The organism is Pantoea sp. X-Soil-OKNW-556, from assembly GCF_059730695.1.
Genome location: NZ_AP035990.1, coordinates 485,733 through 507,451 on the forward strand (window position 1 = coordinate 485,733; position 21,719 = coordinate 507,451).

21 protein-coding genes are annotated in these 21,719 nt (G+C 56.3%); 6 read left to right on the forward strand and 15 right to left on the reverse strand.

What is annotated here, in order from left to right; translation table 11 throughout:
* Positions 1-2 precede the first annotated feature (2 nt).
* Together yghU and AC6I8T_RS02130 are read right to left on the reverse strand one after the other, a co-directional pair.
* Positions 3-881, reverse strand: coding sequence for a glutathione-dependent disulfide-bond oxidoreductase (gene yghU / locus AC6I8T_RS02125; RefSeq protein WP_021184174.1), 879 nt, complete (start codon positions 879-881; stop codon positions 3-5).
* 449 nt (positions 882-1,330) lie between these two features.
* Complete coding sequence (locus AC6I8T_RS02130; RefSeq protein ID WP_021184175.1) at positions 1,331-2,209, reverse strand: sugar phosphate isomerase/epimerase family protein; 879 nt, start codon at positions 2,207-2,209, stop codon at positions 1,331-1,333.
* Positions 2,210-2,486: 277 nt separating this feature from the next.
* Between AC6I8T_RS02130 and AC6I8T_RS02135 the strand changes: the two genes are divergently transcribed.
* From AC6I8T_RS02135 to AC6I8T_RS02145, 3 genes are all read left to right on the forward strand, one after another.
* Positions 2,487-3,515, forward strand: coding sequence for a LacI family DNA-binding transcriptional regulator (locus AC6I8T_RS02135; protein WP_208724663.1), 1,029 nt, complete (start codon positions 2,487-2,489; stop codon positions 3,513-3,515).
* Positions 3,516-3,695: 180 nt separating this feature from the next.
* Positions 3,696-4,619, forward strand: coding sequence for a TIM barrel protein (locus tag AC6I8T_RS02140; RefSeq protein WP_497833465.1), 924 nt, complete (start codon positions 3,696-3,698; stop codon positions 4,617-4,619).
* Between the two features lie 10 nt (positions 4,620-4,629).
* Positions 4,630-5,799, forward strand: coding sequence for a Gfo/Idh/MocA family protein (locus tag AC6I8T_RS02145; protein WP_208724665.1), 1,170 nt, complete (start codon positions 4,630-4,632; stop codon positions 5,797-5,799).
* An 86-nt stretch (positions 5,800-5,885) separates the two neighbouring features.
* Here AC6I8T_RS02145 and AC6I8T_RS02150 read toward each other — a convergent pair whose 3' ends face one another.
* The 6 genes from AC6I8T_RS02150 to nac form a co-directional block, all read right to left on the reverse strand.
* A complete protein-coding gene (locus AC6I8T_RS02150; RefSeq protein WP_021184179.1) occupies positions 5,886-6,623 on the reverse strand; it encodes an amino acid ABC transporter ATP-binding protein in 738 nt (245 codons plus the stop codon).
* Between the two features lie 9 nt (positions 6,624-6,632).
* Positions 6,633-7,388 (reverse strand): amino acid ABC transporter permease, encoded by a 756-nt coding sequence (locus AC6I8T_RS02155; RefSeq protein WP_021184180.1) that lies wholly within the window; start codon positions 7,386-7,388, stop codon positions 6,633-6,635.
* Between the two features lie 5 nt (positions 7,389-7,393).
* Positions 7,394-8,089 carry an amino acid ABC transporter permease gene (locus AC6I8T_RS02160; RefSeq protein ID WP_021184181.1) on the reverse strand — a complete coding sequence of 232 codons (696 nt, stop codon included), beginning with the start codon at positions 8,087-8,089 and terminating at the stop codon, positions 7,394-7,396.
* A gap of 12 nt (positions 8,090-8,101) precedes the next feature.
* The gene (locus tag AC6I8T_RS02165) at positions 8,102-8,854 is read right to left on the reverse strand and encodes an SDR family oxidoreductase (protein WP_013507592.1); all 753 of its coding nucleotides are present in this window, start codon (positions 8,852-8,854) and stop codon (positions 8,102-8,104) included.
* A gap of 130 nt (positions 8,855-8,984) precedes the next feature.
* Positions 8,985-9,401, reverse strand: a complete 417-nt coding sequence (locus tag AC6I8T_RS02170; protein WP_497833466.1) for an acetyl-CoA carboxylase biotin carboxyl carrier protein — start codon at positions 9,399-9,401, stop codon at positions 8,985-8,987.
* Between the two features lie 109 nt (positions 9,402-9,510).
* On the reverse strand, positions 9,511-10,434 hold the full coding sequence (gene nac / locus AC6I8T_RS02175; protein WP_013507594.1) for a nitrogen assimilation transcriptional regulator NAC: 924 nt from the start codon (positions 10,432-10,434) through the stop codon (positions 9,511-9,513).
* 493 nt (positions 10,435-10,927) lie between these two features.
* On the opposite strand from nac, the gene AC6I8T_RS02180 reads away from it, so the two are divergent.
* Positions 10,928-12,130, forward strand: a complete 1,203-nt coding sequence (locus AC6I8T_RS02180; protein ID WP_208724667.1) for a pyridoxal phosphate-dependent aminotransferase — start codon at positions 10,928-10,930, stop codon at positions 12,128-12,130.
* A 122-nt stretch (positions 12,131-12,252) separates the two neighbouring features.
* On the opposite strand, the gene AC6I8T_RS02185 is transcribed toward AC6I8T_RS02180, so the two are convergent.
* Genes AC6I8T_RS02185 through AC6I8T_RS02200 form a run of 4 tightly spaced genes read right to left on the reverse strand, consistent with a single transcriptional unit; the run spans position 12,253 to position 15,577 of the window.
* A complete protein-coding gene (locus tag AC6I8T_RS02185; protein ID WP_021184185.1) occupies positions 12,253-13,020 on the reverse strand; it encodes a 5-oxoprolinase subunit PxpA in 768 nt (255 codons plus the stop codon).
* 21 nt (positions 13,021-13,041) lie between these two features.
* A complete protein-coding gene (locus tag AC6I8T_RS02190; protein WP_497833467.1) occupies positions 13,042-14,028 on the reverse strand; it encodes a 5-oxoprolinase subunit C family protein in 987 nt (328 codons plus the stop codon).
* Positions 14,025-14,726 carry a 5-oxoprolinase subunit PxpB gene (pxpB, locus tag AC6I8T_RS02195; RefSeq protein ID WP_415173156.1) on the reverse strand — a complete coding sequence of 234 codons (702 nt, stop codon included), beginning with the start codon at positions 14,724-14,726 and terminating at the stop codon, positions 14,025-14,027. Before pxpB ends, AC6I8T_RS02190 begins: the two co-directional genes overlap by 4 nt.
* Positions 14,727-14,737: 11 nt before the next feature.
* Complete coding sequence (locus AC6I8T_RS02200; protein ID WP_021184188.1) at positions 14,738-15,577, reverse strand: transporter substrate-binding domain-containing protein; 840 nt, start codon at positions 15,575-15,577, stop codon at positions 14,738-14,740.
* Between the two features lie 247 nt (positions 15,578-15,824).
* Between AC6I8T_RS02200 and AC6I8T_RS02205 the strand changes: the two genes are divergently transcribed.
* A complete protein-coding gene (locus AC6I8T_RS02205; RefSeq protein WP_021184189.1) occupies positions 15,825-16,721 on the forward strand; it encodes a DMT family transporter in 897 nt (298 codons plus the stop codon).
* 32 nt (positions 16,722-16,753) lie between these two features.
* Here AC6I8T_RS02205 and AC6I8T_RS02210 read toward each other — a convergent pair whose 3' ends face one another.
* Both AC6I8T_RS02210 and AC6I8T_RS02215 read right to left on the reverse strand, forming a co-directional pair.
* Positions 16,754-17,449: an RraA family protein gene (locus tag AC6I8T_RS02210; RefSeq protein ID WP_021184190.1), complete on the reverse strand. Its 696-nt coding sequence runs from the start codon at positions 17,447-17,449 to the stop codon at positions 16,754-16,756.
* Positions 17,450-17,460: 11 nt separating this feature from the next.
* On the reverse strand, positions 17,461-18,972 hold the full coding sequence (locus tag AC6I8T_RS02215; protein WP_021184191.1) for a sialate:H+ symport family MFS transporter: 1,512 nt from the start codon (positions 18,970-18,972) through the stop codon (positions 17,461-17,463).
* A gap of 409 nt (positions 18,973-19,381) precedes the next feature.
* On the opposite strand from AC6I8T_RS02215, the gene licT reads away from it, so the two are divergent.
* Positions 19,382-20,245 (forward strand): BglG family transcription antiterminator LicT, encoded by an 864-nt coding sequence (gene licT, locus AC6I8T_RS02220; RefSeq protein ID WP_021184192.1) that lies wholly within the window; start codon positions 19,382-19,384, stop codon positions 20,243-20,245.
* A gap of 70 nt (positions 20,246-20,315) precedes the next feature.
* Here the strand turns inward: licT and AC6I8T_RS02225 are convergent, their stop codons facing one another.
* Positions 20,316-21,710, reverse strand: coding sequence for a glycoside hydrolase family 1 protein (locus AC6I8T_RS02225; protein WP_021184193.1), 1,395 nt, complete (start codon positions 21,708-21,710; stop codon positions 20,316-20,318).
* Between the last annotated feature and the right edge of the window lie 9 nt (positions 21,711-21,719).

Genomic DNA, 21,719 nt, shown 5'->3' on the forward strand with positions numbered 1-21,719 from the left:
TGTTACTCTCCTCGCGCCTGGCGTTTGTCTTCGGTGTTGGTATCAAAATCGGAGGCATCATGGCGTTCCAGCAACTGATCTTCCGGCGCGGCACCAAAGGCGCGGTTCACCTTACGGCCACGGATGACCGCCGGACGCTGCGCAATCTCTTTCGCCCAGCGCACCACATTTTTATATGACTGCACATCCAGGAACTCAGCGCCGTCGTATTGATTATTCAGTATCAGGTTGCCGTACCACGGCCAGGTGGCGATATCGGCGATGCTGTATTCGTCGCCGCCCAGATAGCGGTGATCCGCCAGTTGACGATCCAGCACGTCGAGCTGACGTTTCGCTTCGAGGGTAAAGCGGTTGATGGCGTATTCGATTTTTTCCGGCGCGTAGAAATAGAAATGGCCAAAACCGCCGCCAAGGTAGGGGGCTGAACCCTGCAACCAGAACAACCAGTTCAGCGCTTCGGTGCGGCCCGCCACATCTTTCGGCAGGAAGTGACCAAATTTATCCGCCAGATACAGCAGGATGTTGCCGGACTCAAACACGCGCAGCGGCGGGTTAACCGAGTGGTCGCGCAGTGCCGGGATTTTAGAGTTAGGGTTGACCTCAACGAAGCCGCTGGAGAATTGATCGCCCTCGCCGATGCGAATCAACCAGGCATCGTATTCGGCTTCTTTCACGCCGAGCGCCAACAGTTCTTCCAGCAGGATGGTAATTTTCTGGCCGTTTGGCGTGCCCAGCGAATAAAGCTGAAGCGGATGTTTGCCGACCGGCAGGGTCTTCTCATGCGTCGGCCCGGCAGTCGGACGGTTGGTTTTCGCGCCGTTGCCTTTGGCTTCCGGGTCCCAGGTCCAGACTTTTGCGGGCTGATACTGATGTTCCGACATAGTGATTTCGCCTTGTTGTGGTTGCATTTTTTGCTGCCACTGAGTGTAGCAGCCGCAGTCACAGGCGATTTAACCGCGCTGGCGGTGAGATGCAAAGTCCGGTGTTGAGGTGGGGTTGGTGCGTGCTGATACCCTCACCCCGGCCCTCTCCCATGAGGGAGAGGGAGATGTGCCATATGCTCGAACGGTTCCCATGAGGGAGAGGGAGATGTGCCATATGCTCGAACGGTTCCCATGAGGGAGAGGGAGATGTGCCATATGCTCGAACGGTTCCCATAAGGGAGAGGGAGATGTGCCATATGCTCGAACGGTTCCCATAAGGGAGAGGGAGAAGTGCCGTATGCTCGATCGGTTCCCATGAGGGAGAGGGAGAAGTGCCAAATGCTCGATCGGTTCCCTCTCCCGCTTGCGGGAGAGGGTTAGGGTGAGGGTAACAAAGCGCACCTAACTCAAAGCAACTCGCGTTCAATCAGCTCGCGGGTTTCCACCGCCTGGTACTTCATTTTTTCCGGATAACCAAACAACGCTGCCGAGATAATCGATTCGCCGCCGACCTTAAAAGTACGTTTGGCAAAATCCATCTCGCGTAACGCTTCGAACAGTGCATCGAAATTGACTTCACCTTCACCCACGCCGACATGCTGGTGGATGGTGGCATCAACCCCCGGCGGGTTGACGATATAGCGGCAATGTTTGGTGTGGTTCATGGTGTCGGCAATCAACATATGCGACAGATCGTCACCGGCATAATGCAGCATGCTTTTCACATCGCCTTTGCCTTTGTCGTAGAAAAAGGTGTGCGGCGCGCTGTAGATATACTTCACGTTATCGCTGCGGAAAGATTTCACGATATCAGCGGTTTCGTTGCTCTCCTCGCAGAAATCCCACGGGTGGGCCTGGATTTCCACGCGAATGCCTTCGCGTTCGATAATGGGCAGCAGATCCTCCATCGAACGGTAGAACATTTCTTCGCAAATCTCCGGTTCATTGGGATTGCCGGACAGCTCGGTATTGATCACCGGCACGCCCATTTCCACGGCGATCTCGATCATCCGCTTCCAGTTCTTCACCGCCGCCTGACGGCGGGCTTCGTCCGGGCCAGACCAGCGATACACCACGATAAACGAGGAGATCTCCACACCGGTGGAGCGCAGCGCGTTCTTATATTCGGTGATGATTTCGCGGCTGGCTTTCGGGTGTTTATAGAACGGGTTAATTTGTGGATGGGGCGACTGTTCGATGTATTTGTAGCCCCATTCCGCCACCTGCTGCACCATGCGGGTGATCCCCAGGTCGCGGATTACATCCACGTCAAAAGCGATTTTCATTGTTTTCTCCTGCGCGTTAAGCCGGTTGCTTTAACGCTTTGCTGAAGCAAATCCACCCCTCACCACAAGCGTTGTCAGGCAGAATAATTATCAAACATTTATTCCGAAAAGTAGGTTGTCTTGTAATTTTCGTTTCATTTTTGCGATGGTGGTCAAATTTATGAGGGATTCTCTATCAGAAATTACGATTATATGACGATTCCTGGCGCGAATTATTCGCACTTTTGATGTCATCCGGGTATTATTTTTTGATAATTTTCTATCACGGATATCTTGTATGAGTAAAATCACCATGAATGCGATTGCCGCCGCTGCGGGTGTCGGTGTTGCGACGGTTGATCGCGTGCTTAACCGTCGTGCGCCGGTGCGCGCTGCCACCGAGAAGAAGGTGCTGGAAGCGGCGGGGCGTCTGGGTTATCGCGCTGACCTGATGCCGTTACTCAGCAGCCGGGCTTTAACGCCTGCTGTCGCGTTGCGTATGGGGTTTATTCTGCTGGCAAAAAATTATTCGTTTTATCAGTCGCTCACTGACGCGTTACGTCAGCAGACACAGCCGTTACATCCCGCCGGTAGCGAAGCACAGTTTTGCTGGCACGATATTGACGATGTGGATGCGGTGGTGGCCTCGCTGCATACGCTGGCGCAACAGGTGGATGTCATCGGGCTGGTGGCGCTTGACCATCCGCTGATTCGCCGGGCGATCGAAACGGTATCGCGTCAGGGCGTGCGGGTATATGCGCTGTTTTCCAACTTCTCCCCCTGTGGTCATGCCGGTTATTTCGGGCTGGATAACCAGAAGGCCGGACGCACCGCAGGCTGGATGGCGACGCATCTGTTGCATCAGCCGGGACCGGTAGGGGTGCTGGTGGGGGACCACCGTTTTACCTGCCAGGAGAGTTGTGAAATCAGTTTCCGTTCTTACCTGCGCGAGCAGGACAACGCGCGTCAGGTGCTGGAACCACTCAAAACCCATGAGTCGATTGACGGGGGTTATCTGGCAACGCGTCGTTTGTTGGATGAACATGCCGATCTGGCGCTGATTTTTGCGCCGTGCGGCGGGATTGAAGGGGTCATTCGCGCGCTGCGCGAGCAACCGCAGCGTCGCGTGGCGCTGATTTGTCATGGCCCGGTCAGTGACGGCGATCTGGCATTGATTGATGGCACCATCACGGTGATGCTGCGTCATCGTATTGAGGGTCTGGCAACTACCCTGGTGCAAACCCTGCAACAGCATCAGGCGGATGGCAGCGAGCATTTTATGCAGGTCACACTGCCGTTCGATATTGTCACACGGGAGAATTTGTAAAAACGCGCGATAGCCGCTGCTTAGGCGTAGCGGCGCGATTTATCGCGCCAAATGATAGATAACCTATCATTTAAATGATAATTAATAACTTGATCGCTATCAAAAAATGAAAGTTTCATGCTTGTTGTGGATGAAATTTTTATTTGATACTTGCTGCATCAATCACAGCAAGGAACGATCATGACTATCCATATCGCCAATGCGCCCTGTAGCTGGGGCGTCGATGATCCGAAAAATCCTTACCTGCCGCCGTGGCAAAAAGTCCTGAGCGAAGCGGCACAAGCCGGGTATCGCAGCATTGAGCTGGGGCCGTGGAGCTATCTGCCGGTGGAGGCCAGCGAGCTACGCCAGCAACTGGAACATTACGGGCTGTCGCTGGTAGCGGGCACAATTTTCGACGATCTGGTCAGTGCAGCCAATTTCCCGGCGATGGTGGAACTGACCCACAATATCTGCCGCAATCTCTCCCAGGTGCCGACGGCTGAGAAAACCCATGCGCAGAACGCGCCGGCTCCCTATCTGGTGATAATCGATTTTGGTAATCCGCAGCGCGCGAAATATGCCGGTCAGTCGGATAAAGCGCCACGCCTGTCCCCGGAAGACTGGCAACGCATGATGCAGCACATCACCACCCTGAGTGAGATCGCCTGGAGTGAATATGGCGTACGCGCGGTGATCCATCCTCATGCCGGAGGCTGCATTGAATTCGCCGATGAACTGGAACAGTTGGTGCAGGATATCCCGCACGAGGTGGCGGGTTTGTGTCTCGATACTGGCCATCTGTACTACTCAGGCATGGACCCGATTCCCTACCTCAATCGCTACTGGGATCGCATCGATTATCTGCACTTCAAAGACGTGAACGAGGCGGTATGGCGCGATGTTATCGCTCGCGGCATCGACTTCTTTGCTGCCTGTGCCGAAGGGGTGATGTGTCCGATTGGCAAAGGGGCGATTGACTATCCGGCGGTGCGCGCCTTCCTTGCGGAACGCGATTATCAGGGCTGGATCACCATCGAACAGGAACGCGATCCGCGCCATGCTGACACCAGCCTGCGCGACGTCACAGCCAGCCTGCACTATCTGCAATCAGTCGGATTCTGAGGACAACATCATGATTAACGGTACAAAAGCTCTCGATCGTTCACTGCGCTGGGGTATGGTCGGCGGCGGTGGCACCAGCCAGATTGGTTACATTCACCGTTCTGCCGCGCTGCGCGACGGCAATTTTGTCTTACAGGCTGGGGCGTTTGATATCGACGCCGTGCGGGGCCGGGCCTTTGGCACAACGCTGGGGGTGGCGGAAGATCGCTGCTATGCCGATTACGAGACGATGTTTGCTGCTGAAGCGGCACGCGCCGACGGCATTGAAGCGGTGTCCATCGCCACGCCTAATAACACCCACTTTGCTATCTGCCGGGCGGCGCTCAATGCCGGGCTGCATGTGGTGTGTGAAAAGCCGCTGTGCTTCAGCGCTGCCGAGGCCGACGAGCTGGAAAGACTTTGCGCTGAGAAGAAAAAAATCATCGGTGTGACCTACGGTTACGCCGGACATCAGTTGATTCATCAGGCGCGGGAGATGATCGCCGAAGGGCTGCTGGGTGAGATTCGCATCATTAATATGCAGTTTGCTCACGGCTTTCATAACGAGGCCGTGGAGCTGCAAAATGCCAGCACCAAATGGCGCGTCGATCCTCGTTTTGTCGGCCCCAGCTATGTGCTGGGCGATTTGGCGACGCATCCGTTGTTTATCGCCGAAACTATGGTGCCGAAGCTGAAAGTTAAACGCCTGCTGTGTAGCCGCCAGAGTTTCGTCAAAAGTCGGGCACCGCTGGAAGATAACGCCTTTGTGATGATGGAGTATGACAACGGCGCGGTAGGCACCATGTGGGCGTCGGCAGTGAACTGTGGTTCGATGCACGGCCAGAAAGTGCGCGTGATTGGTGAAAAAGCCAGCCTCGAGTGGTGGGATGAACAGCCAAACCAGCTTCGTTATGAAGTGCAGGGGCAGCCGGTGCAGATCCTGGAGCGCGGTATGGGGTATCTGCACAGCCGCGCTTTAGAGGAAGATCGTATTGGCGGGGGGCATCCTGAAGGGCTGTTTGAAGCCTGGTCCAATCTCTATCGCCGTTTTGCGCTGGCGATGGATGCGACTGACCGGGATGACCAAACCTTCCTGCGCGATTTCTGGTATCCCGATGTGCATGCCGGGCTGATGGGGGTGCGCTGGGTGGAGCAGTGCGTGCAATCCGCCGATGCCGGTGCGGTGTGGGTTGATTGCTGAATCGAACCTTCGTACGCGCAATAAATTGCGCCGCTACAAACCGTGCATGCAGAACCGTAGTGGCGCGATTTATCGCGCCCTTTACATCAATGCGAGCGCAAATCGCTTAAGAAGCGTTGCGCGCGCGGGTGCTGCGGCTGGGTGAAGAACTTGTCCGGCGTGGCCTTTTCCAGAATCTGCCCCTGATCCATAAACCAGATGGTATCCGCCACTTCACGGGCAAAGTTCATCTCGTGGGTGACGCACATCATCGTCATCCCCTCCTGGGCCAGGCCGCGCATCACCGATAGCACCTCACCCACCATTTCGGGATCGAGTGCTGATGTCGGTTCATCAAACAGCATCACCGGTGGCTTCATCGCCAGCGCACGGGCAATCGCCACGCGTTGTTGCTGACCGCCGGAAAGCTGCGCCGGATAAGCATCCGCCTTGTGCGACAGGCCAACTCGTTCCAGCAGTTCCCCCGCTTGCTGACGTGCCTCTGAACGCTTCACGCCCAGTACCTTCATCGGTGACATCATAATGTTCTCGGCCACGGAAACGTGGGGGAACAGGTTGAAGCTCTGGAACACAAAACCGATACGGGTACGCAGCTGATTCAAACGCGTGCTGCTGCCGTGGATATCGATACCGTCAAACACAATCTGGCCACCTTCAATTGGCTCCAGGCGATTAACGGTGCGGATCAGTGTCGATTTACCGGAACCGGAGGGGCCACAGACCACCACCACTTCGCCGGGATTGATCTCGGCACTCAGGTCAGTCAGCGCCTGATACGCGCCGTACCATTTGTTGACCTGATTAAACAGAATCATCGGTCTCATAGCGGTTCCTTATTGCGATTGGGTTTTAGTCATCATCACCGCCGGTGCTACCGTGGGCGTCTCCACCGGTGACTGACGACGTTTCTGCGCAAGGCGCGCTTCGAGTTTGTTGGCGAGCCACGTCAGGCTGAAGCAGATGATGTAGTAGCTCAGCGCCACGATGGCGAACACCTGGAAAGGTTTGGTCAGTAACTGGTTGCTGACCTGGTTGGCCGCAAATGTCAGCTCCGGCACGTTAATCACGTAGCCGAGGGTGCTGTCCTTGATGATCGAAACCAGTTGGCTTACCAGACTTGGCAGGGTGTTAAACAACGCCTGCGGCAGGATCACCAGACGCAGGGTCTTGATGTGGCCCATGCCTAATGCACGCGCTGCTTCGTACTGCCCGTGCGGTAACGCCTGAATACCGCCACGCACGATCTCGGCGATATAGGCGCTCTCATAAATCACCAGCGTACACAGCATGGTGGAGAAGCCGCTGATGTTGTGACCAATCAACAGCGGTACGCAGAAGTAGGTCCAGAACACCACCATCATCAGCGGGATGCCGCGCAGCAGATAGACCCAGCAGGTGGCGGGCCAGCTCAGCCAGCGCCACGGCGACAGACGCGCCAACCCCAGCAACACGCCCACAGGGAAGGCCAGCAATACCGCCAGCAGCGAGATCACCAGGGTACAGAGCACCCCGCCCAGTGGCCCGTTCGGGTACTGGCCCATTAACAGCAGCATGCCGTTGTCATGCAAAATGGTGAACATCTCAAACATCGCCATTACCTCGCATAGACGCGTTGAAAGCGGCGGGCCAGTAGCGCGCCAAGGCCCATCAGCATCAGGGAGAAGAACAGATAGCCAACGGTTGCCACAAAATAGGACTCGAAGGTGCGGAAGGTCTGGTTCTCAATATCGCGGGTGACATAGGTCAGTTCCGCCACACCAATCACCATCGCCAGGCTGGTGTTTTTGAACAGCAGCACCGTATGGTTAATCAGCGCCGGTAGCGCGTTACGAATCCCCTGTGGCAGGATCACCGACCACATGGCGCGCACATAACCCATCCCCAGCGCACGCGCCGCTTCGTTCTGTCCATCCGGGATAGCGCGCAGACCGCTGCGAATATCTTCCGAGAAGTACGCCGCCTGACACAGCCCCAGCGCCACCAGTGAAAACAGAAATTCGGCGTTGAGGTTGTTAATCCACATTTGCAGCGCTTCCGGCAGCAGCGTCGGAATGGCGAAATACCACATCATTAACTGAATCAGCGTCGGGACATTGCGGTGATAAGAAACATAGGCCTTCACCAGTCCGACCGCGATGCGTTGATCGGTCAGGCGGATCACCACCAGCAGCATGGCGAGGATCATCGCCAGCAGCCAGGCACCCAACGCCAGTTCAAGAGTGACCACCGTTCCGTCAACGATCATCTGGCCGAAGTGGCCGGTTATCACACTGCTGAAATCGAGTGCCATAGTGTTACCTCATTACTCGGCGCGGTCGCCCGGTCGCATGGTGGAAAGGCCGCCCGGTACCTGCAACGTCGGGGTGATTTCGATATTGCCGATATTCACCGCCACTGGCGCAGAGAGGGCAAAGGCTACGCAGTCGGCGATATCTTTCGCCTGCGGCAGTTCAAAGCCATCGATAAAGCGACGGCGCGCTTCTTCGTGATCGCCAGAGACGTTGCCGAAAATATCGGTGGCGACGCGGCCCGGACAGATCTCGGTGATACGCACACGTTTGCCATAGCAGTCGACGCGCAGCTGACGCGACAGGGCATGGACCCCGGCTTTGGTGGCGTGGTACACCGAGTTGCCGCCAAAGTTGTAAATTGCGGCGATGGAGGTGATGTTGAACACATGACCACGGTCGCGTGCCACCATGCCCGGCACCAGCAGCCGGCACAGGTGCAGCACGGCGCGCAGGTTGACATCCACCTGGGTTTCAATCACGTTTTCGTCGGCATCCAGAATCGAACCCGGATGCGACAGCCCGGCGTTGTTCACCAGAATGTCGATTTGCAGGTCCTGGCACAGGGCGGTCAGTGCGCTGAGATCGCTGACATCCACCGCGTGTGGGATACAGCCGGTACGTTCGGCCAGCGCCGCCAGTTGTTCTTTGCGGCGTGCCACGGCATGAACGGTAATGCCTTCCTGGCACAGACGCTCAACAATGGCTTCACCCATCCCGGCGGATGCGCCAGTGACCAGTGCGGTTTTGTAATCTGAAAATGGCATTTGCCTCTCCTGTCATCGCCGGGCCTGGGGCAGCGGCGCGTTTCTGATCTTTTTCTGACTTTATGCAGTTATGTTCAATGGGGATAAGACATAAAAATTTTGAGGCAATAAGCGACCCTTATAACCGCGCTTATTCCTGGTTATGATCATGAATTATCAGTATTTCTTCTTCGTATTCTACCGGTGAGCCGTCGTTGATTACCACGTTTTGTACCGTGCCGTTTACCGGGCTGATGACCGGTAAATAGAGCGGGCCAACCTGCACCAGTGCGAGCACATCATCGGGTTTGACGACCTGTCCGGGCTGGACAAAATCCTGCTGACTTAGCGGATGGCGTAACCGCAGCGTACCGGGCATGGGGGCGCCGACCGGGCGCAGCGCGTTCGGCGGTGCGGGAATCGGTTGAGGCGCAGAGGGGGGCACAGCGGCAAAGGTCATTTTTACCGACCACGCCTTGCCGCCCAACGTGAGGTGGCTCAGCCCGGCGGTTTGCATTTTGCGCGCGACGGCACGCAGCGTCGGCAGCGGTATTGCAGTTTTTTCCATAGGGTTCCCGTCAAAGAAAGCCCGCCGGAGCGGGCAGCTAACGCAGTCAATCTAGCGCGTTCGTCAGACGGGCAGTAAGAGGGTTTCGCTTTGCGGTAATAAGCGAGGCTTATCCCACCAGCGTCAGGGGATGGTTTTCCACGTTGCGCCGTGACATCAGCGACAACAGAATCGATTTAACGGCTTCTGCCGGTTGCGACAGCGGCAGATGATCGGACATGCAGAACGACAACGAGGCTTGTACATCTGGCTCGACAATCTTCGCCATCCACGAGTCTGAGGTTTTCAACATCGCCCGCGCAGCGGATTCGGGCATGATGGTGGCACCCAGACCGGCAGTCAGTGCGGCGTTAAGCGTGGTTTGTGATTCGATCTCGCACTTAACACGATATTGCAGGTTATTCTGCACAAAGGCATCGTCCAGCACCTTACGCATGATGTTATAGATGCGCGGCAGGAACAGATCGTACTGCGCCACTTCTGCCAGACGGATCTCTTTCATCGGTTTCGCCAGGCTGAACGGACAGACGAAGCACAGATCTTCCTTCATCAGCGGCATAAAACGCAGGCCGTGGATATTGCGATGGTCATAGATCACCGCCATGTCCATGCGACCGTTCATGATCAGCTCGCTCAGCGTGGTGCCGAAGTTCTCGTTGAAATAAAGCACGATACCGGGATGCTGCTGCTGCACTTCCATCATCAGCGGCAGGGCGAGATTTTGCGCTGCCGTGCCGGGCGCAAGGCCGACTGAGACGCTGCCGCTGAGCGACGCCCCGACACGATCAATCGCACTTTGCGCCTGTTCGCACTGGCGCAAAATGGACTGGGCGTGAGAATAGAGCGTTTTACCCGCTTCGGTAGGGGTGACGCCGCGCTTGGTGCGGATCAGCAATTGTTGGTTCACTTCCCCTTCCAGCGTTGCCAGCTGCTGGCTCAGGGCGGGCTGGGCGATATGCAAAATATCGGCGGCCTGCGTCAGACTGCCGACATCGACAATCTTGACGAAGTATTTAAGACGGCGAAGATTCATGGTCACTCCCTCCAACGGAACGCATATCAGCATCAAGCAAAGTTGATGCCAGAATAAGGTTTAGTGATTGAACTCAGGCAGGAGGGTACGGCGCACATGCCTCCTAAGGCTTTTGCTGAGTTGACTTACTGCCTGCTCAACAAATGTTCAGACAGGATGTTTTGCACAATTTTGGTGCATTTTCCCATTAGCGTTACCAATGGCTGATGGGAGCAATGCGCCACGATGGCGCGCGTAGCGGCTTGAAAGTAACAGTTTTTTAACATATCTGGCGCGCGCGCTGCGTGACCCGCCGCGCATTTCCGGGCAATGCGCTGACTTTGCTGCAAAAGTGTGCAGCCGGTCCTGTCATCGTTTTGTGTTATATCACCACAACAAAGCACTATTAGCGGTGGTTGTGGGCGAAAACCTATGCTCAGAGAACTTTGCTGGCCGCGCGCGTTTTGGCGTGCCGCGCCGTTTCTGCTGACACTGAGAGAGGGAAGTGTTCCCCATGCCTGAGATAGCCGATCGACTAAAGAATGTGACTGTTTCCGCCTCCGTCGCCATGACCCAAAAAGCACGCGATCTCGCGGCGCAGGGCATTGATGTGGTGGCACTCTCCACCGGCGAACCCGATTTTCCAACGCCGGACCACGCCATTGAGGCGGCTTATGCGGCGGCGCGCGCGGGGGATACCCGTTATCCACCCACCGATGGCACGCCAGCCCTGCGTAAAGCGATCCAACTGAAATTTAAACGTGATAACCAGCTGGATTATGACGTCAGCCAGATCCTTACGGCTGGCGGTGCCAAGCAGATCATCTTCAACGCCATTCTGGCGACCATCAATCCGGGCGACGAAGTGGTGATCCCGACGCCGTCATGGATCAGCTATGCCGATATCGTGAAATTCGCCGGTGGTATCCCGGTGCCGCTGCCGTGCGCCCAGGAGAATGGTTTTAAACCGCTTCCGGCGCAGCTGGAAGCGGCGATCACCGATAAAACCAAATGGCTGCTGCTCAACTACCCCAGTAACCCGACCGGTTCAGTGGCGAGCAAAGCAGAGTTGCAGGCGTTGGGAGAAGTGCTGTTGCGTCACCCGCAGGTGTGGATCATGACGGATGATATCTACGAACATCTGATTTATGACGACGTGCGTTTTTATACCCTGGCGCAGGTTGAACCGCGTCTGTATGACCGGGTGCTGACGGTGAATGGTGTGTCAAAAGCGTACTCAATGACTGGCTGGCGTCTCGGCTTTTGCGGCGGCCCGGCTCCGTTGATCAAGGCGATGAGCAACGTTAATACCCAGAACAGTGGTGGCGTGACCACCCTGACTCAGGCCGCCGCAGTGGCGGTGCTGGAAGGCCCACAGGATCTGTTGCAGGAACGTGCACGTATCTACCGCGAACGTCGCGATTACGTGCTGGAACGTCTGACCTCAATTGATGGTCTGCGTTGCCATAAGCCACAAGGCGCGTTTTATCTGTTCGTTAATATCGCGGGTTATATCGGTAAAGTCAGCGCGGGTGGCCGTCAGATCAACAACGATGCCGATTTCGTACTGGCATTGATTGAGGAGCAACATGTGGTGACGGTGCAGGGGGCGGCTTACGGCATGAGTCCGTTTATCCGTCTGTCCTACGCCACCAGCATGGAACGTTTGCAGACAGGCTGTGATCGTATTGCGGCGTTTTGTGCCGGTTGCCGGTAAGGATTGCCTTAACCCTCACCCTAACCCTCTCCCGCAAGCGGGAGAGGGGACAGACCGAGCAAATCTTGCATCTCTCTCTCTTCTCCCTCTCCCGCTTGCGGGAGAGGGCCGGGGTGAGGGTATCAGGCCAGCACTTCAGTCGCCGGAGCCACCTGATGACCACTGGCTTCGATCTCGCTGCGCACGATGGTGGCGAGCGCCAGTGAACCGGGTGTATCGCTGTGGACCAGAATTGAGCGGGCGCGTACCGCGATCTCTTCACCTTCAAGGGTGGTGACGGTGCCGCGTTGCAGAAACTGGCGCACACGGGCGCGCAGCGCGCTTTCTTCTTTAATCACCGAGCCGGCGATACCACGCGGCACCAGACGCCCCTGGGCATCGTAAGCGCGGTCGGCGAGGAACAGCGTCAGGGTTTTCAGACCGGCGGCCTGCGCAGCGCGTTCAATAATGGTATCCGGCTGGGCGAAGATAATCAGCGAGCTATCAATACGCGCCACCAGCTCCATCACTTGCTGCGCCAGCGCGGCGTCACGGTTAACGATATTGCCCATCGCTGCGTGGAAGCTGAAATGGGCAACCTGAGTGCCTTCGGCACGGGCAATCGCCATCAATGCACCCAGCTGATACGCCACCTGCTGGCAAATTTCGTCAGCGGAAAAAGGCAGTTCACGGCGGCCAAACCCCTGGCGATCCGGCAGGCCCGGATGTGCACCAATCCCCACGCCATGCTGCTTCGCCAGACGGACCATGTTGGTCATGATCGTGGGATCACCGGCATGAAAACCGCAGGCAATATTGGCGGATGACACCACCTGCATCAGTGCGGCGTCATCACACAGTTGATAAACGCCGAAGCCTTCTCCCATATCGGAATTGACATCAATCTTCATCGTTTTGGTTCCTTGCCAGGGTTAAACGCCCACGGCCTTGCGCAGCGGCAGGCAGCTCAGACGCAGCCGGGTGAGCCAGCGCGTCACTTCTTGTTCGATGGCGATGGCTTCACGCGCATCACTTTTTACCAACTGAATGGACTGGCCGGGCAGTATCTGACCGAGTCGCCACAGATCCTGCTCGATCACCCCGGCGATCTTGGGATAACCACCGGCGGTATTGGCATCGCTTAACTGGATGATCGGCTCACCGGCCGGAGGCACCTGTACGATTCCGGGGATCAGGCCATAGGATCGCATCTCCACCGTGTGTGACGGGAAGATCGGATCTCCTGCCAGCCGGTAACCGGTACGGTTACTTTGGTTGGAAACTTGCCAGGATTGCTGCCAGAAACGCGCGGCGTCTTCAGCAAACAATGCGTACTCGCCGGAGGGAATGGCGCGTAACTGGATCTCACCGGCGTTATTACGCGGGAACCAGGTACCCAACGCGCTTTCCGGAGGTTCGATACCGATACCCGCCTGCGGTAATGCCGGGCCGGTTGTCGCGCCAAGGGGTAACTGGTCGCCACGCTGCAATGCCCGGCCATGATGACCACCGAAGGCACCGCGCAGCGCGGTACTGCGCGAATCCAGCACCACGGGCACATCGATACCACCGGCAATGCACAGATATCCACGGGCGCCGCTGCGCGGGTAGCGTAGCTCCAGCACCTGACCGGCGCGAACGCCGCAACCCCACCAGGGCGGCAGAGGGTTGCCATCCAGCGTGGCGCGACAGTCAGCGCCGGTCACGGCGATGTTGGTATCCTGCAAAAAGCGCACGCGAAATGGAAACAGTTGCACTTCAATCGCGGCGGCATTTTCCTCGTTACCGAGCAGCAGGTTGCCTGCCCGCAACGCCAGTGGGTCCATCACACCGCTCACCGACACGCCCATATGGCGATAGTTGAAACGGCCTAAGTCCTGCACCGTATTGAGCGCACCGCTTTGTTCAATCTCAATCACAGTTCAATCCTCTGCGGCAGAAAGCGAATGCGATCGCCGGGGGCCATCAACGCCGGTGAGTCCGCCAGGGGATCAAACACCTCCAGTTCGGCATAGCCAATCGCGTTCCAGCCATTCGGGCCGGTCAGCGCCGAGACGCCTGCCTGCGCGCCGCCAATGGTGACGGTGCCTTTCAGCATGCTGAGCGACGGTACTTTTTTGCGTGGCGTTGCCAGCTGCGGGTCCAGTCCATGCAGATACCCAAAGCCCGGCGCGCTGCCGAGGGCGAATACCGTGTATTCGCTTTGATGATGACGACGTACCACTTCGCGCGCGCTGAAACCGGTATGTCGGCAAACGGCATCGAGATCGATCGCGTGTTCGCCACCGTAATCCACCGGAATCTCAATCAGTTTGCCCTGCGGATGGATGGCCTGCGCCTGTTCCCAGGCGGCATGCAGTCGGGCGCGCACCGCAGTCTCATCGGGGGGAATCTGGCGAAACAGCACCAGCAGATTGGTGACCCCAGGGATCAGTGATTCAACGTCTTCGCCACTGGCGAGCAATCGTGCCAGCGACCAGACGCGACGTTGTGAGGGCAAATCAAAACCGCCCGGTGCTTCCACCAGCCAGGCGCGTGCGCCAATGGTGGAGAGGGTAATGGTAGAGGAGCAAGCCAGCGCGGGAGCGCTGGCGGGCTTGATATCAGATGGCGACATCACGGGCATGGTTATTCCAGCGGTTCAAATTTCAGACTGGAGAGCGGCTGAACGCGCTCCTCACGCACCATTTTGTATTCGGTCTTTGGCCCAATCCAGGTGTCCCAGATTTTGTCGATGGTGCCGTCATCGTCCATCGCTTTCAGGCCGCTGTTGACGCTGGCTAACAACGCTGGCTCGTCACGTTTCATGCCGACACCAATCGGTTCCAGCGCCATCGGTTCTTTGATCATCGCCAGATCGATACCGTCTTTTTTCGCCTGGGTGATCATCTTGATACCGGTCATGGTGTTGGTGACAAAGCCCAATGCTTTGTTCTGTTCCACCGCGAGGAAAGCCGAGGCGGTGTCCTGGAAGGTCACTGCTCGTGCGCCTTTCAGGTGGATAGATTGTTCTGAGGTGGTGCCTTTGGTGGCGCTGATGCGCTTACCTTTAAAGTAACTCAGCGGCTTGTCGGCCAGCGGCGCTTTCACCAGCAGCATCTCTTTGGCGACATAGTACGGGTCGCTGAACTGGATCTGGTTGCCACGGGTTTTGGTGTAGGCAAGGTTAGCGATCAGGACATCGGCGCGGCCAGTGGCGATCACTGCGATACGCGCTTCCACGGAAGTCGGCACCAGGGTGACTTTGACCCCCATCTGTTTTGCCAGCGCGTTGCACAGGTCAACGTCCATGCCAGCCAACTGGCGAGTTTGCGGATCCGGCGAGGAGAAGGGTGGCACGTCGGAATAGACTGCGCACTTAAGTTCGCCGCTCGACTTAATGTTTGCCATCAGGTCAGCATGGGCGGAAGAGATAGCCAGCAGCGGCAGCAGCGCCAGCCCGATGGTGGTACGTCTTTTCATGGTCATGTGATTCCCCTCGGTAATCCGTCAATATTCGCGTTTCCTGGACTATATCGGCTTTGTTTTGCGGCGAATAAGAGGGAAACCCTGTCGCGCGATAGCGAAATGCTATGACGGTGGACGATAAGTTATTGCTATTCAGGCAGAGCAAAATAGTGTTATCGCGGCCCGCAGTCTCTCCATATGGTATGCGCGTTGTCCTCTCGGCAATCAAGTCGGTTGCGAGTGGTAGAGAGAGAATAGGGTCAAAGCAATGAATGCCAGATTAGGCGTAGTACTGAAGATAATGGCGGCGCTGTGTTCAACGCTGATGTTGGCGTGTGTGAAAGGGTTGAACGGCACCATACCCACCGGGGAAGTGATTTTTTTCCGCAGTTTTGTCGCGCTGTTTCCACTGCTGATATGGTTGAAAATTCAGGGGAACGTGCTGGAAAACCTGAAAACCCGCAATCTGTTCGGTCATCTGATTCGGGGTTTTTCCGGCACTGGTGGCATGTACTTTAACTATCTGGCGCTGGTGTATATCTCGCTGGCGGATGCCACTGCACTGAGCTACGCCGCGCCGCTGTTTACCGTGATCATGGCGGCGGTGCTGCTGAAAGAGCGGGTCAGGGCATCGCGCTGGCTGGCGGTGATGGTCGGCCTGTCCGGCATTTTGATCATGCTGTCGTCCAAACTGACGCTGTTCTCCGCCAGTGCCGCTCATGCCAGCGCGGGTATCGGCGTGTTGTGCGCGCTGGTGGCTGCGGTCTGCACCGCCACCTCCAACGTGCAAATTCGTTTTCTGAATGGCATCGAAAAACCCGGCGCGATTGTGTTCTATTTTTCACTGATGACCACGGTGATCGGCCTTGCCACTATCGTGTTTGGCTGGACCATACCCAGTGGCACGCAACTGCTGCTGCTGGTTGGTTGCGGGCTGTTTGGCGGTCTGGCACAGATTCTGGTCACGCTCAGCCTGCGTTACGCGGATGCTTCGCTGCTGGCCCCGTTTGATTACACCACCCTGGTATGGTCGATGGTGGTAGGTTACCTGTTCCTTAATAGCCTGCCAGGTCCCACCACGCTGTTTGGCGCATCGATTGTGGCGCTGGCCGGGATTTTTGCCGTGTGGCGTGAGCAACGGCAGCGGAAGTTGGCGCTGGTGTAAAAACGCGCCGCATCCTCGCGGCGCGATTCCTGTTAACGATAAATATCGTCAATAATCTCCACCTTCTTACTGCGCAGCGTCTCATCCAGCCAACCGCGCTCCAGTGAGCCGGTTTTCGCCAGCTCAAAGTTGCGCTCATCCACCTGTAAATACGCCAGCGCATCTTCCAGGATACGTGCTGCATCCTGGCGTGGGATCACAATCACGCCATCAGCATCACCGAGGATGATATCGCCAGGAGAGACATGGATTTTGCCGCAGGCGATAGGCACGTTGATCTCACCCGGTCCGTCTTTAAAGGGGCCACCCGGCGTGACTCCGGCTGCGTAGATCGGGAAATCCATGCGTGATAATCCGTCGATGTCGCGCACCGGGCCATCCAGCACAATCCCTTCCATGCCGCGCTGCTTTGCATAGGTCGCCATGACTTCACCCATCAGCGACTGGCTGCGATCACCTTCGTTCGACAGAATAATCACATCGTTGCGCCCGGCGATATCCAGCGCTTTGTGTAGCATCAGGTTGTCGCCTGAACGGGCTTTTACCGTCACTGCCAGACCACACATAATCGGTTGTTGTGGGGCCGTTTTCAGGCTGATCTCCGCTGACAGGGCGGGCAGGCGGCTCATACAATCTGCGACCACGGCAGCTGGCAGGGTGCGGAAGGTTTCCAGTAGCGGTTCAGCATCAGCCGGGCGACGTAAATAAATGCGGTTTCCTGCGGTCATGTTCTCTCCTTTCAGGGTTTGCCTGAGTTAAGCGGGGTAAGATGCTGGGCGGCACGTTCTTCACGGGTGAACGCGCCAGCAAGTGGGGTGCCATCGACGGTGTCGTAGTGACGCAGCGCCTGCGGTTTTAACCAGCGCTGCACGCGCGACGGCATATCAAAGCCAATCAACAACATCACGACGAAGGTCAGGCCAAACGACAGGCCGCCAAGCGCGCTACCCAGTGAGGCGTGCTGCGCGATGAGCGCACCCAGCACCGGCGCGAGTGCACCGCCGAGTGAGCCGATGTTGTAGATAAAGCTGAGGTTGGCTGCGCGCTGCTCGGTATCGAAGTAGCCGCTGATCATCTTCGCCAGCAGGCCGCCGACGCCCTGGCTGAACAGTTGTTGCAGGAAGATCAGCAGACACAGTAACCAGACGCTGGAGCCGTTGAGCATAAATACCGGGATGATGATCATCTGGGCGATCAGCAGACTCAGTACATAGGTTTTGCGCGTACCGATGCGATCGGCGGCGATCCCCGCCACGCAGCAGCCAAGGCCCATGCCGAAGCGGCTAAAGGAGAACACCAGCGCGACCACTTCTGGCGAGTAGTGCAACTCGGTTTTCAGGTAAGTAGGCAGCAGCGCGTGGATCGGCCAGCCGTAAAGAAACACGCAGACGATAGTGACGGTGAGCATCAGGCTGGTGGGCCAGCGCTCGCCGCCGCTCTGCACCAGAAAACGGATAAAGATTGCCGCGATGATCACCGCCAGCACGCCGGTCACCACCCCGGAGGTCTGGTGGTCGAAGCAGAAGTAGAGCGACACGGCGGCGGCCAATCCCAGCAGCAGGTTGAGGGTGTTACGTAAGCGGTTTGGCCCACGAAACAGCGTGTCGATCATGGTTTCCGCGGGTTTGGCAGCTTTGGCTTTGGCCGCCGCCCACTCTTCGGCTTCCGGAATGGCGCGGCGCAGCCACAGGGCATAAAACACCGGGATAATGCCGAGGTAAAACAGCGAGCGCCAACCCCACAGCGGAACCACCCAGCTATACGCCAGCACCGACAAAATAGCCCCCGCAGAAAAGCCGGAATTGAGGAAGGCGCTGGCTTTATTGCGCATATCTTTCGGCCAGGTTTCGATGGCATAGGCAGAACTGGTGCCATATTCACCGGCCATGCCGATTCCGACCAACACGCGTGCAATAAACATCCAGGTATAATTGGGTGCGATACCGCAGGCGAACGTGCCACCGGCAAATAATATAATGCTGGTGATCATCGCACTTTTACGGCCATATTTATCGCCCATAGCACCGAGTGCCAATCCACCAAACCAACGCAAAATAAATGCGGCAGAAATTAACGCCGCCGCTTCCGCCGTGGTGACATTAAATTCCGCCATTATTTCGGTCAGGACTAAGGTAATAATGACGAAGTCAAAACCGTCCAGCATATAACCCATCCATGCGGCCCAGAATGCCTTCCATTGCTGGCGATTCAGCCGTTTATACCAGGGTAATAGCGTCGTTTCTTCAGGCATGGCTGACTCCTGATGTTATTTATAGGGTAAGGGAAATAAGGGGCGTGCGGGCACGTCCGGTTCAGGGTGTTTATTTTTCTGTTTGATGAAGCCTACCGGATAAATAGCGTGTTACGGATGTTGTGTTACGGCTAACGGTGGAGTGATCACGAAATAAAAATCAGGGTTGATTTAACTCAATGATAAATAAATTTATTGAATTTTATTATGGGGGAATAAATTTATTGTATGGCCCTCTGCTATCATCAGTGAAAAGAAACGGAGCCGGGTCACATTTATCCCGATTTCAGCTTGCCGTGTGATGCCAGGCATTTATGATGGAGCGGATTGTTACTGTGTTCCTCCACACAGGCAAAACCTGACAGCTCGCTTCGCGGGAGGTCAGGTTTTTTCGTTTTCAGGGTGCCAAATGAAGATTGCGAAAATACTTAATAATAATGTGGCCATCGTGCTGGGCGAGCAGGGCCAGGAACAGGTGGTGATGGGACGCGGGTTAGCGTTCAACAAGCGCATTGGCGATCCGTTGGATGCGCAGTTGATCGAAAAAGTGTTTGCGTTGCAAAACCATACGCTGACCAATCGCCTGAGCGAGCTGCTGTCGGAGATCCCGATCGAGGTGATCACCACCACCGAATTGATCATCGCGCGTGCCAGGGAGCAACTGGGATCGAAATTGCATGAAAGTCTGTCGATCGCGCTATGCGATCACTGCAACTTTGCGATTGAACGACATCGGCAAAATTTGCCGATCCGCAATGTGTTGATCTGGGAGATCAAAACGCTCTATCCCAACGAGTACGCGCTGGGGCTGGAGGCACTGGCGATCATTGAGAAACGCCTCGGTGAACGTCTGCCAGAGGATGAGGCCGGTTTTATCGCCATGCATCTGGTGAATGCCCAGCTTGATAACGATATGTCAGATGTCGCGCATATCACGCGGTTTATGCAGGATATTTTGCAGATTGTGAAGTATCGCCTGCAACTCGATTATCGCGTTGAAAGCCTGAGCTATAACCGCTTTGTTAACCATCTGAAATTTTTCGCGCAACGTATGCTGGGTAAACGCGGCGTGTGCAGCGAGGATGAATCGCTCCATGATGTGGTGCGCGACAAGTACCCGGAAGCGTACCAGTGCACCATCAAGGTTGATCAGCATATTCAGCAGAAATACCACTATGCCTTGTCGAATGAGGAGCGGATGTTTCTCACCATCCATATCGAGCGGGTGCGTAAAGAGACGCGGGCGTTGCAAATCGGGGACGATGAAGCCTGATTCGTAGCGGCGCGATTTATCGCGCGTCTTTTAAAACAGGCGCGATAAATCGCACCGCTACGTGTTTGTGTTACTTCAGTGAGGCACCGTGGCTGCCAATCACTTCCTGATACCAGAAGAAACTTTTCTTACGTGAGCGCACCAGCGTACCGTTGCCGTTATCATCGCGATCGACGTAGATAAAGCCGTAGCGTTTGGAGAACTCTGCTTTTGAAGCGCTGACCAGATCGATCGGTCCCCAACAGGTGTAGCCCATCACTTCCACGCCGTCCTCAATCGCTTCACGCACCTGCACCAGATGGTCATTGAGATACTGAATGCGGTAGTCGTCGTTGATGCTGCCATCGGCTTCGACCTTGTCTTTCGCGCCAAGACCGTTCTCCACGATAAACAGGGGTTTCTGGTAGCGGTCGTACAGCAGGTTCATCAGGATACGCAGCCCTTCCGGGTCAATCTGCCATCCCCAGTCGGAACTGGCGAGATGCGGGTTTGGCACCATCGACAGAATGTTGCCGCGCGCTTTCTGATTCTCTTCTTCATTGGTGGTGACGCAACCGGTCATGTAGTAGCTGAAGGAGATGTAATCGATGGTGTTTTGCAGGTCGCGTTTGTCCTGATCGGTAATGTTGATCTGGATCTGACGGTCGGCAAAGAAGCGTTTCATATAGGCCGGATAGTAGCCACGTACCTGCACATCACCGAAGAAAAGCCATTCACGGTTCTGCTGCATGGTTTCCATCACGTCCGCCGGGCGGCAGCTGAGCGGGTAGAGCAGTGCGCCGAGCAGCATGTTACCGATTTTGCCGTCTTTAACGATTTCATGGCAGGCTTTGACCGCACGGCCACTGGCGACCAGTTGATGATGGATGGCCTGATAAATCGCCTGCTGGTCACTCTCTTCCGGCAGACCGACGCCGGTAAAGGGCGCGTGCAGCGACATATTGATTTCATTGAACGTCAGCCACAGTTTCACCTTGTGCTGGAAACGGGTGAATACCGCGCGCGCGTAACGCTCGAAGCAGTCGATAGTGGTGCGGCTGCCCCAGCCGCCGTATTTTTTGATCAGCCCATACGGCATTTCATAATGCGACAGCGTGACCAGCGGCTGAATGTTGTATTTCGCCATCTCGTCGAACAGGCGATCGTAAAAGGCCAGCCCTTCTTCGTTTGGCTCGGCTTCGTCGCCCTGTGGGAAGATGCGCGTCCAGGCAATTGAAGTACGCAGCACGGTGAAGCCCATTTCGGCGAACAGTTTGATGTCTTCCGGGAAGCGGTGGTAGAAATCAATCGCGGTGTCTTTGATACCGAAATCACCGGCGTGGCGTTCAACGCGATCGCCAAAAATGCCTTTCGGTTGCAGATCGGAGGTGGATAAGCCTTTGCCACCGGTCTGATACGCGCCTTCTACCTGGTTGGCGGCTACGGCACCGCCCCATAAAAATCCATCCGGGAAACGTAAGGTCATCTTGTAACT

What these genes read in the sequence shown, in the direction of transcription:
- pxpB (WP_415173156.1), bottom strand. Translation starts at nt 14,726, where the DNA reads ATGTCGCCATCTGATATCAAGCCCGCCAGCGCTCCCGCGCTGGCTTGC.
- AC6I8T_RS02185 (WP_021184185.1), bottom strand. Translation starts at nt 13,020, where the DNA reads ATGAAGATTGATGTCAATTCCGATATGGGAGAAGGCTTCGGCGTTTAT.
- AC6I8T_RS02150 (WP_021184179.1), bottom strand. Translation starts at nt 6,623, where the DNA reads ATGAGACCGATGATTCTGTTTAATCAGGTCAACAAATGGTACGGCGCG.
- AC6I8T_RS02135 (WP_208724663.1), top strand. Translation starts at nt 2,487, where the DNA reads ATGAGTAAAATCACCATGAATGCGATTGCCGCCGCTGCGGGTGTCGGT.
- AC6I8T_RS02170 (WP_497833466.1), bottom strand. Translation starts at nt 9,401, where the DNA reads ATGGAAAAAACTGCAATACCGCTGCCGACGCTGCGTGCCGTCGCGCGC.
- AC6I8T_RS02155 (WP_021184180.1), bottom strand. Translation starts at nt 7,388, where the DNA reads ATGTTTGAGATGTTCACCATTTTGCATGACAACGGCATGCTGCTGTTA.
- nac (WP_013507594.1), bottom strand. Translation starts at nt 10,434, where the DNA reads ATGAATCTTCGCCGTCTTAAATACTTCGTCAAGATTGTCGATGTCGGC.
- AC6I8T_RS02145 (WP_208724665.1), top strand. Translation starts at nt 4,630, where the DNA reads ATGATTAACGGTACAAAAGCTCTCGATCGTTCACTGCGCTGGGGTATG.
- AC6I8T_RS02215 (WP_021184191.1), bottom strand. Translation starts at nt 18,972, where the DNA reads ATGCCTGAAGAAACGACGCTATTACCCTGGTATAAACGGCTGAATCGC.
- AC6I8T_RS02130 (WP_021184175.1), bottom strand. Translation starts at nt 2,209, where the DNA reads ATGAAAATCGCTTTTGACGTGGATGTAATCCGCGACCTGGGGATCACC.
- AC6I8T_RS02160 (WP_021184181.1), bottom strand. Translation starts at nt 8,089, where the DNA reads ATGGCACTCGATTTCAGCAGTGTGATAACCGGCCACTTCGGCCAGATG.
- licT (WP_021184192.1), top strand. Translation starts at nt 19,382, where the DNA reads ATGAAGATTGCGAAAATACTTAATAATAATGTGGCCATCGTGCTGGGC.
- AC6I8T_RS02165 (WP_013507592.1), bottom strand. Translation starts at nt 8,854, where the DNA reads ATGCCATTTTCAGATTACAAAACCGCACTGGTCACTGGCGCATCCGCC.
- AC6I8T_RS02200 (WP_021184188.1), bottom strand. Translation starts at nt 15,577, where the DNA reads ATGACCATGAAAAGACGTACCACCATCGGGCTGGCGCTGCTGCCGCTG.
- AC6I8T_RS02210 (WP_021184190.1), bottom strand. Translation starts at nt 17,449, where the DNA reads ATGACCGCAGGAAACCGCATTTATTTACGTCGCCCGGCTGATGCTGAA.
- AC6I8T_RS02225 (WP_021184193.1), bottom strand. Translation starts at nt 21,710, where the DNA reads ATGACCTTACGTTTCCCGGATGGATTTTTATGGGGCGGTGCCGTAGCC.
- AC6I8T_RS02140 (WP_497833465.1), top strand. Translation starts at nt 3,696, where the DNA reads ATGACTATCCATATCGCCAATGCGCCCTGTAGCTGGGGCGTCGATGAT.
- yghU (WP_021184174.1), bottom strand. Translation starts at nt 881, where the DNA reads ATGTCGGAACATCAGTATCAGCCCGCAAAAGTCTGGACCTGGGACCCG.
- AC6I8T_RS02180 (WP_208724667.1), top strand. Translation starts at nt 10,928, where the DNA reads ATGCCTGAGATAGCCGATCGACTAAAGAATGTGACTGTTTCCGCCTCC.
- AC6I8T_RS02205 (WP_021184189.1), top strand. Translation starts at nt 15,825, where the DNA reads ATGAATGCCAGATTAGGCGTAGTACTGAAGATAATGGCGGCGCTGTGT.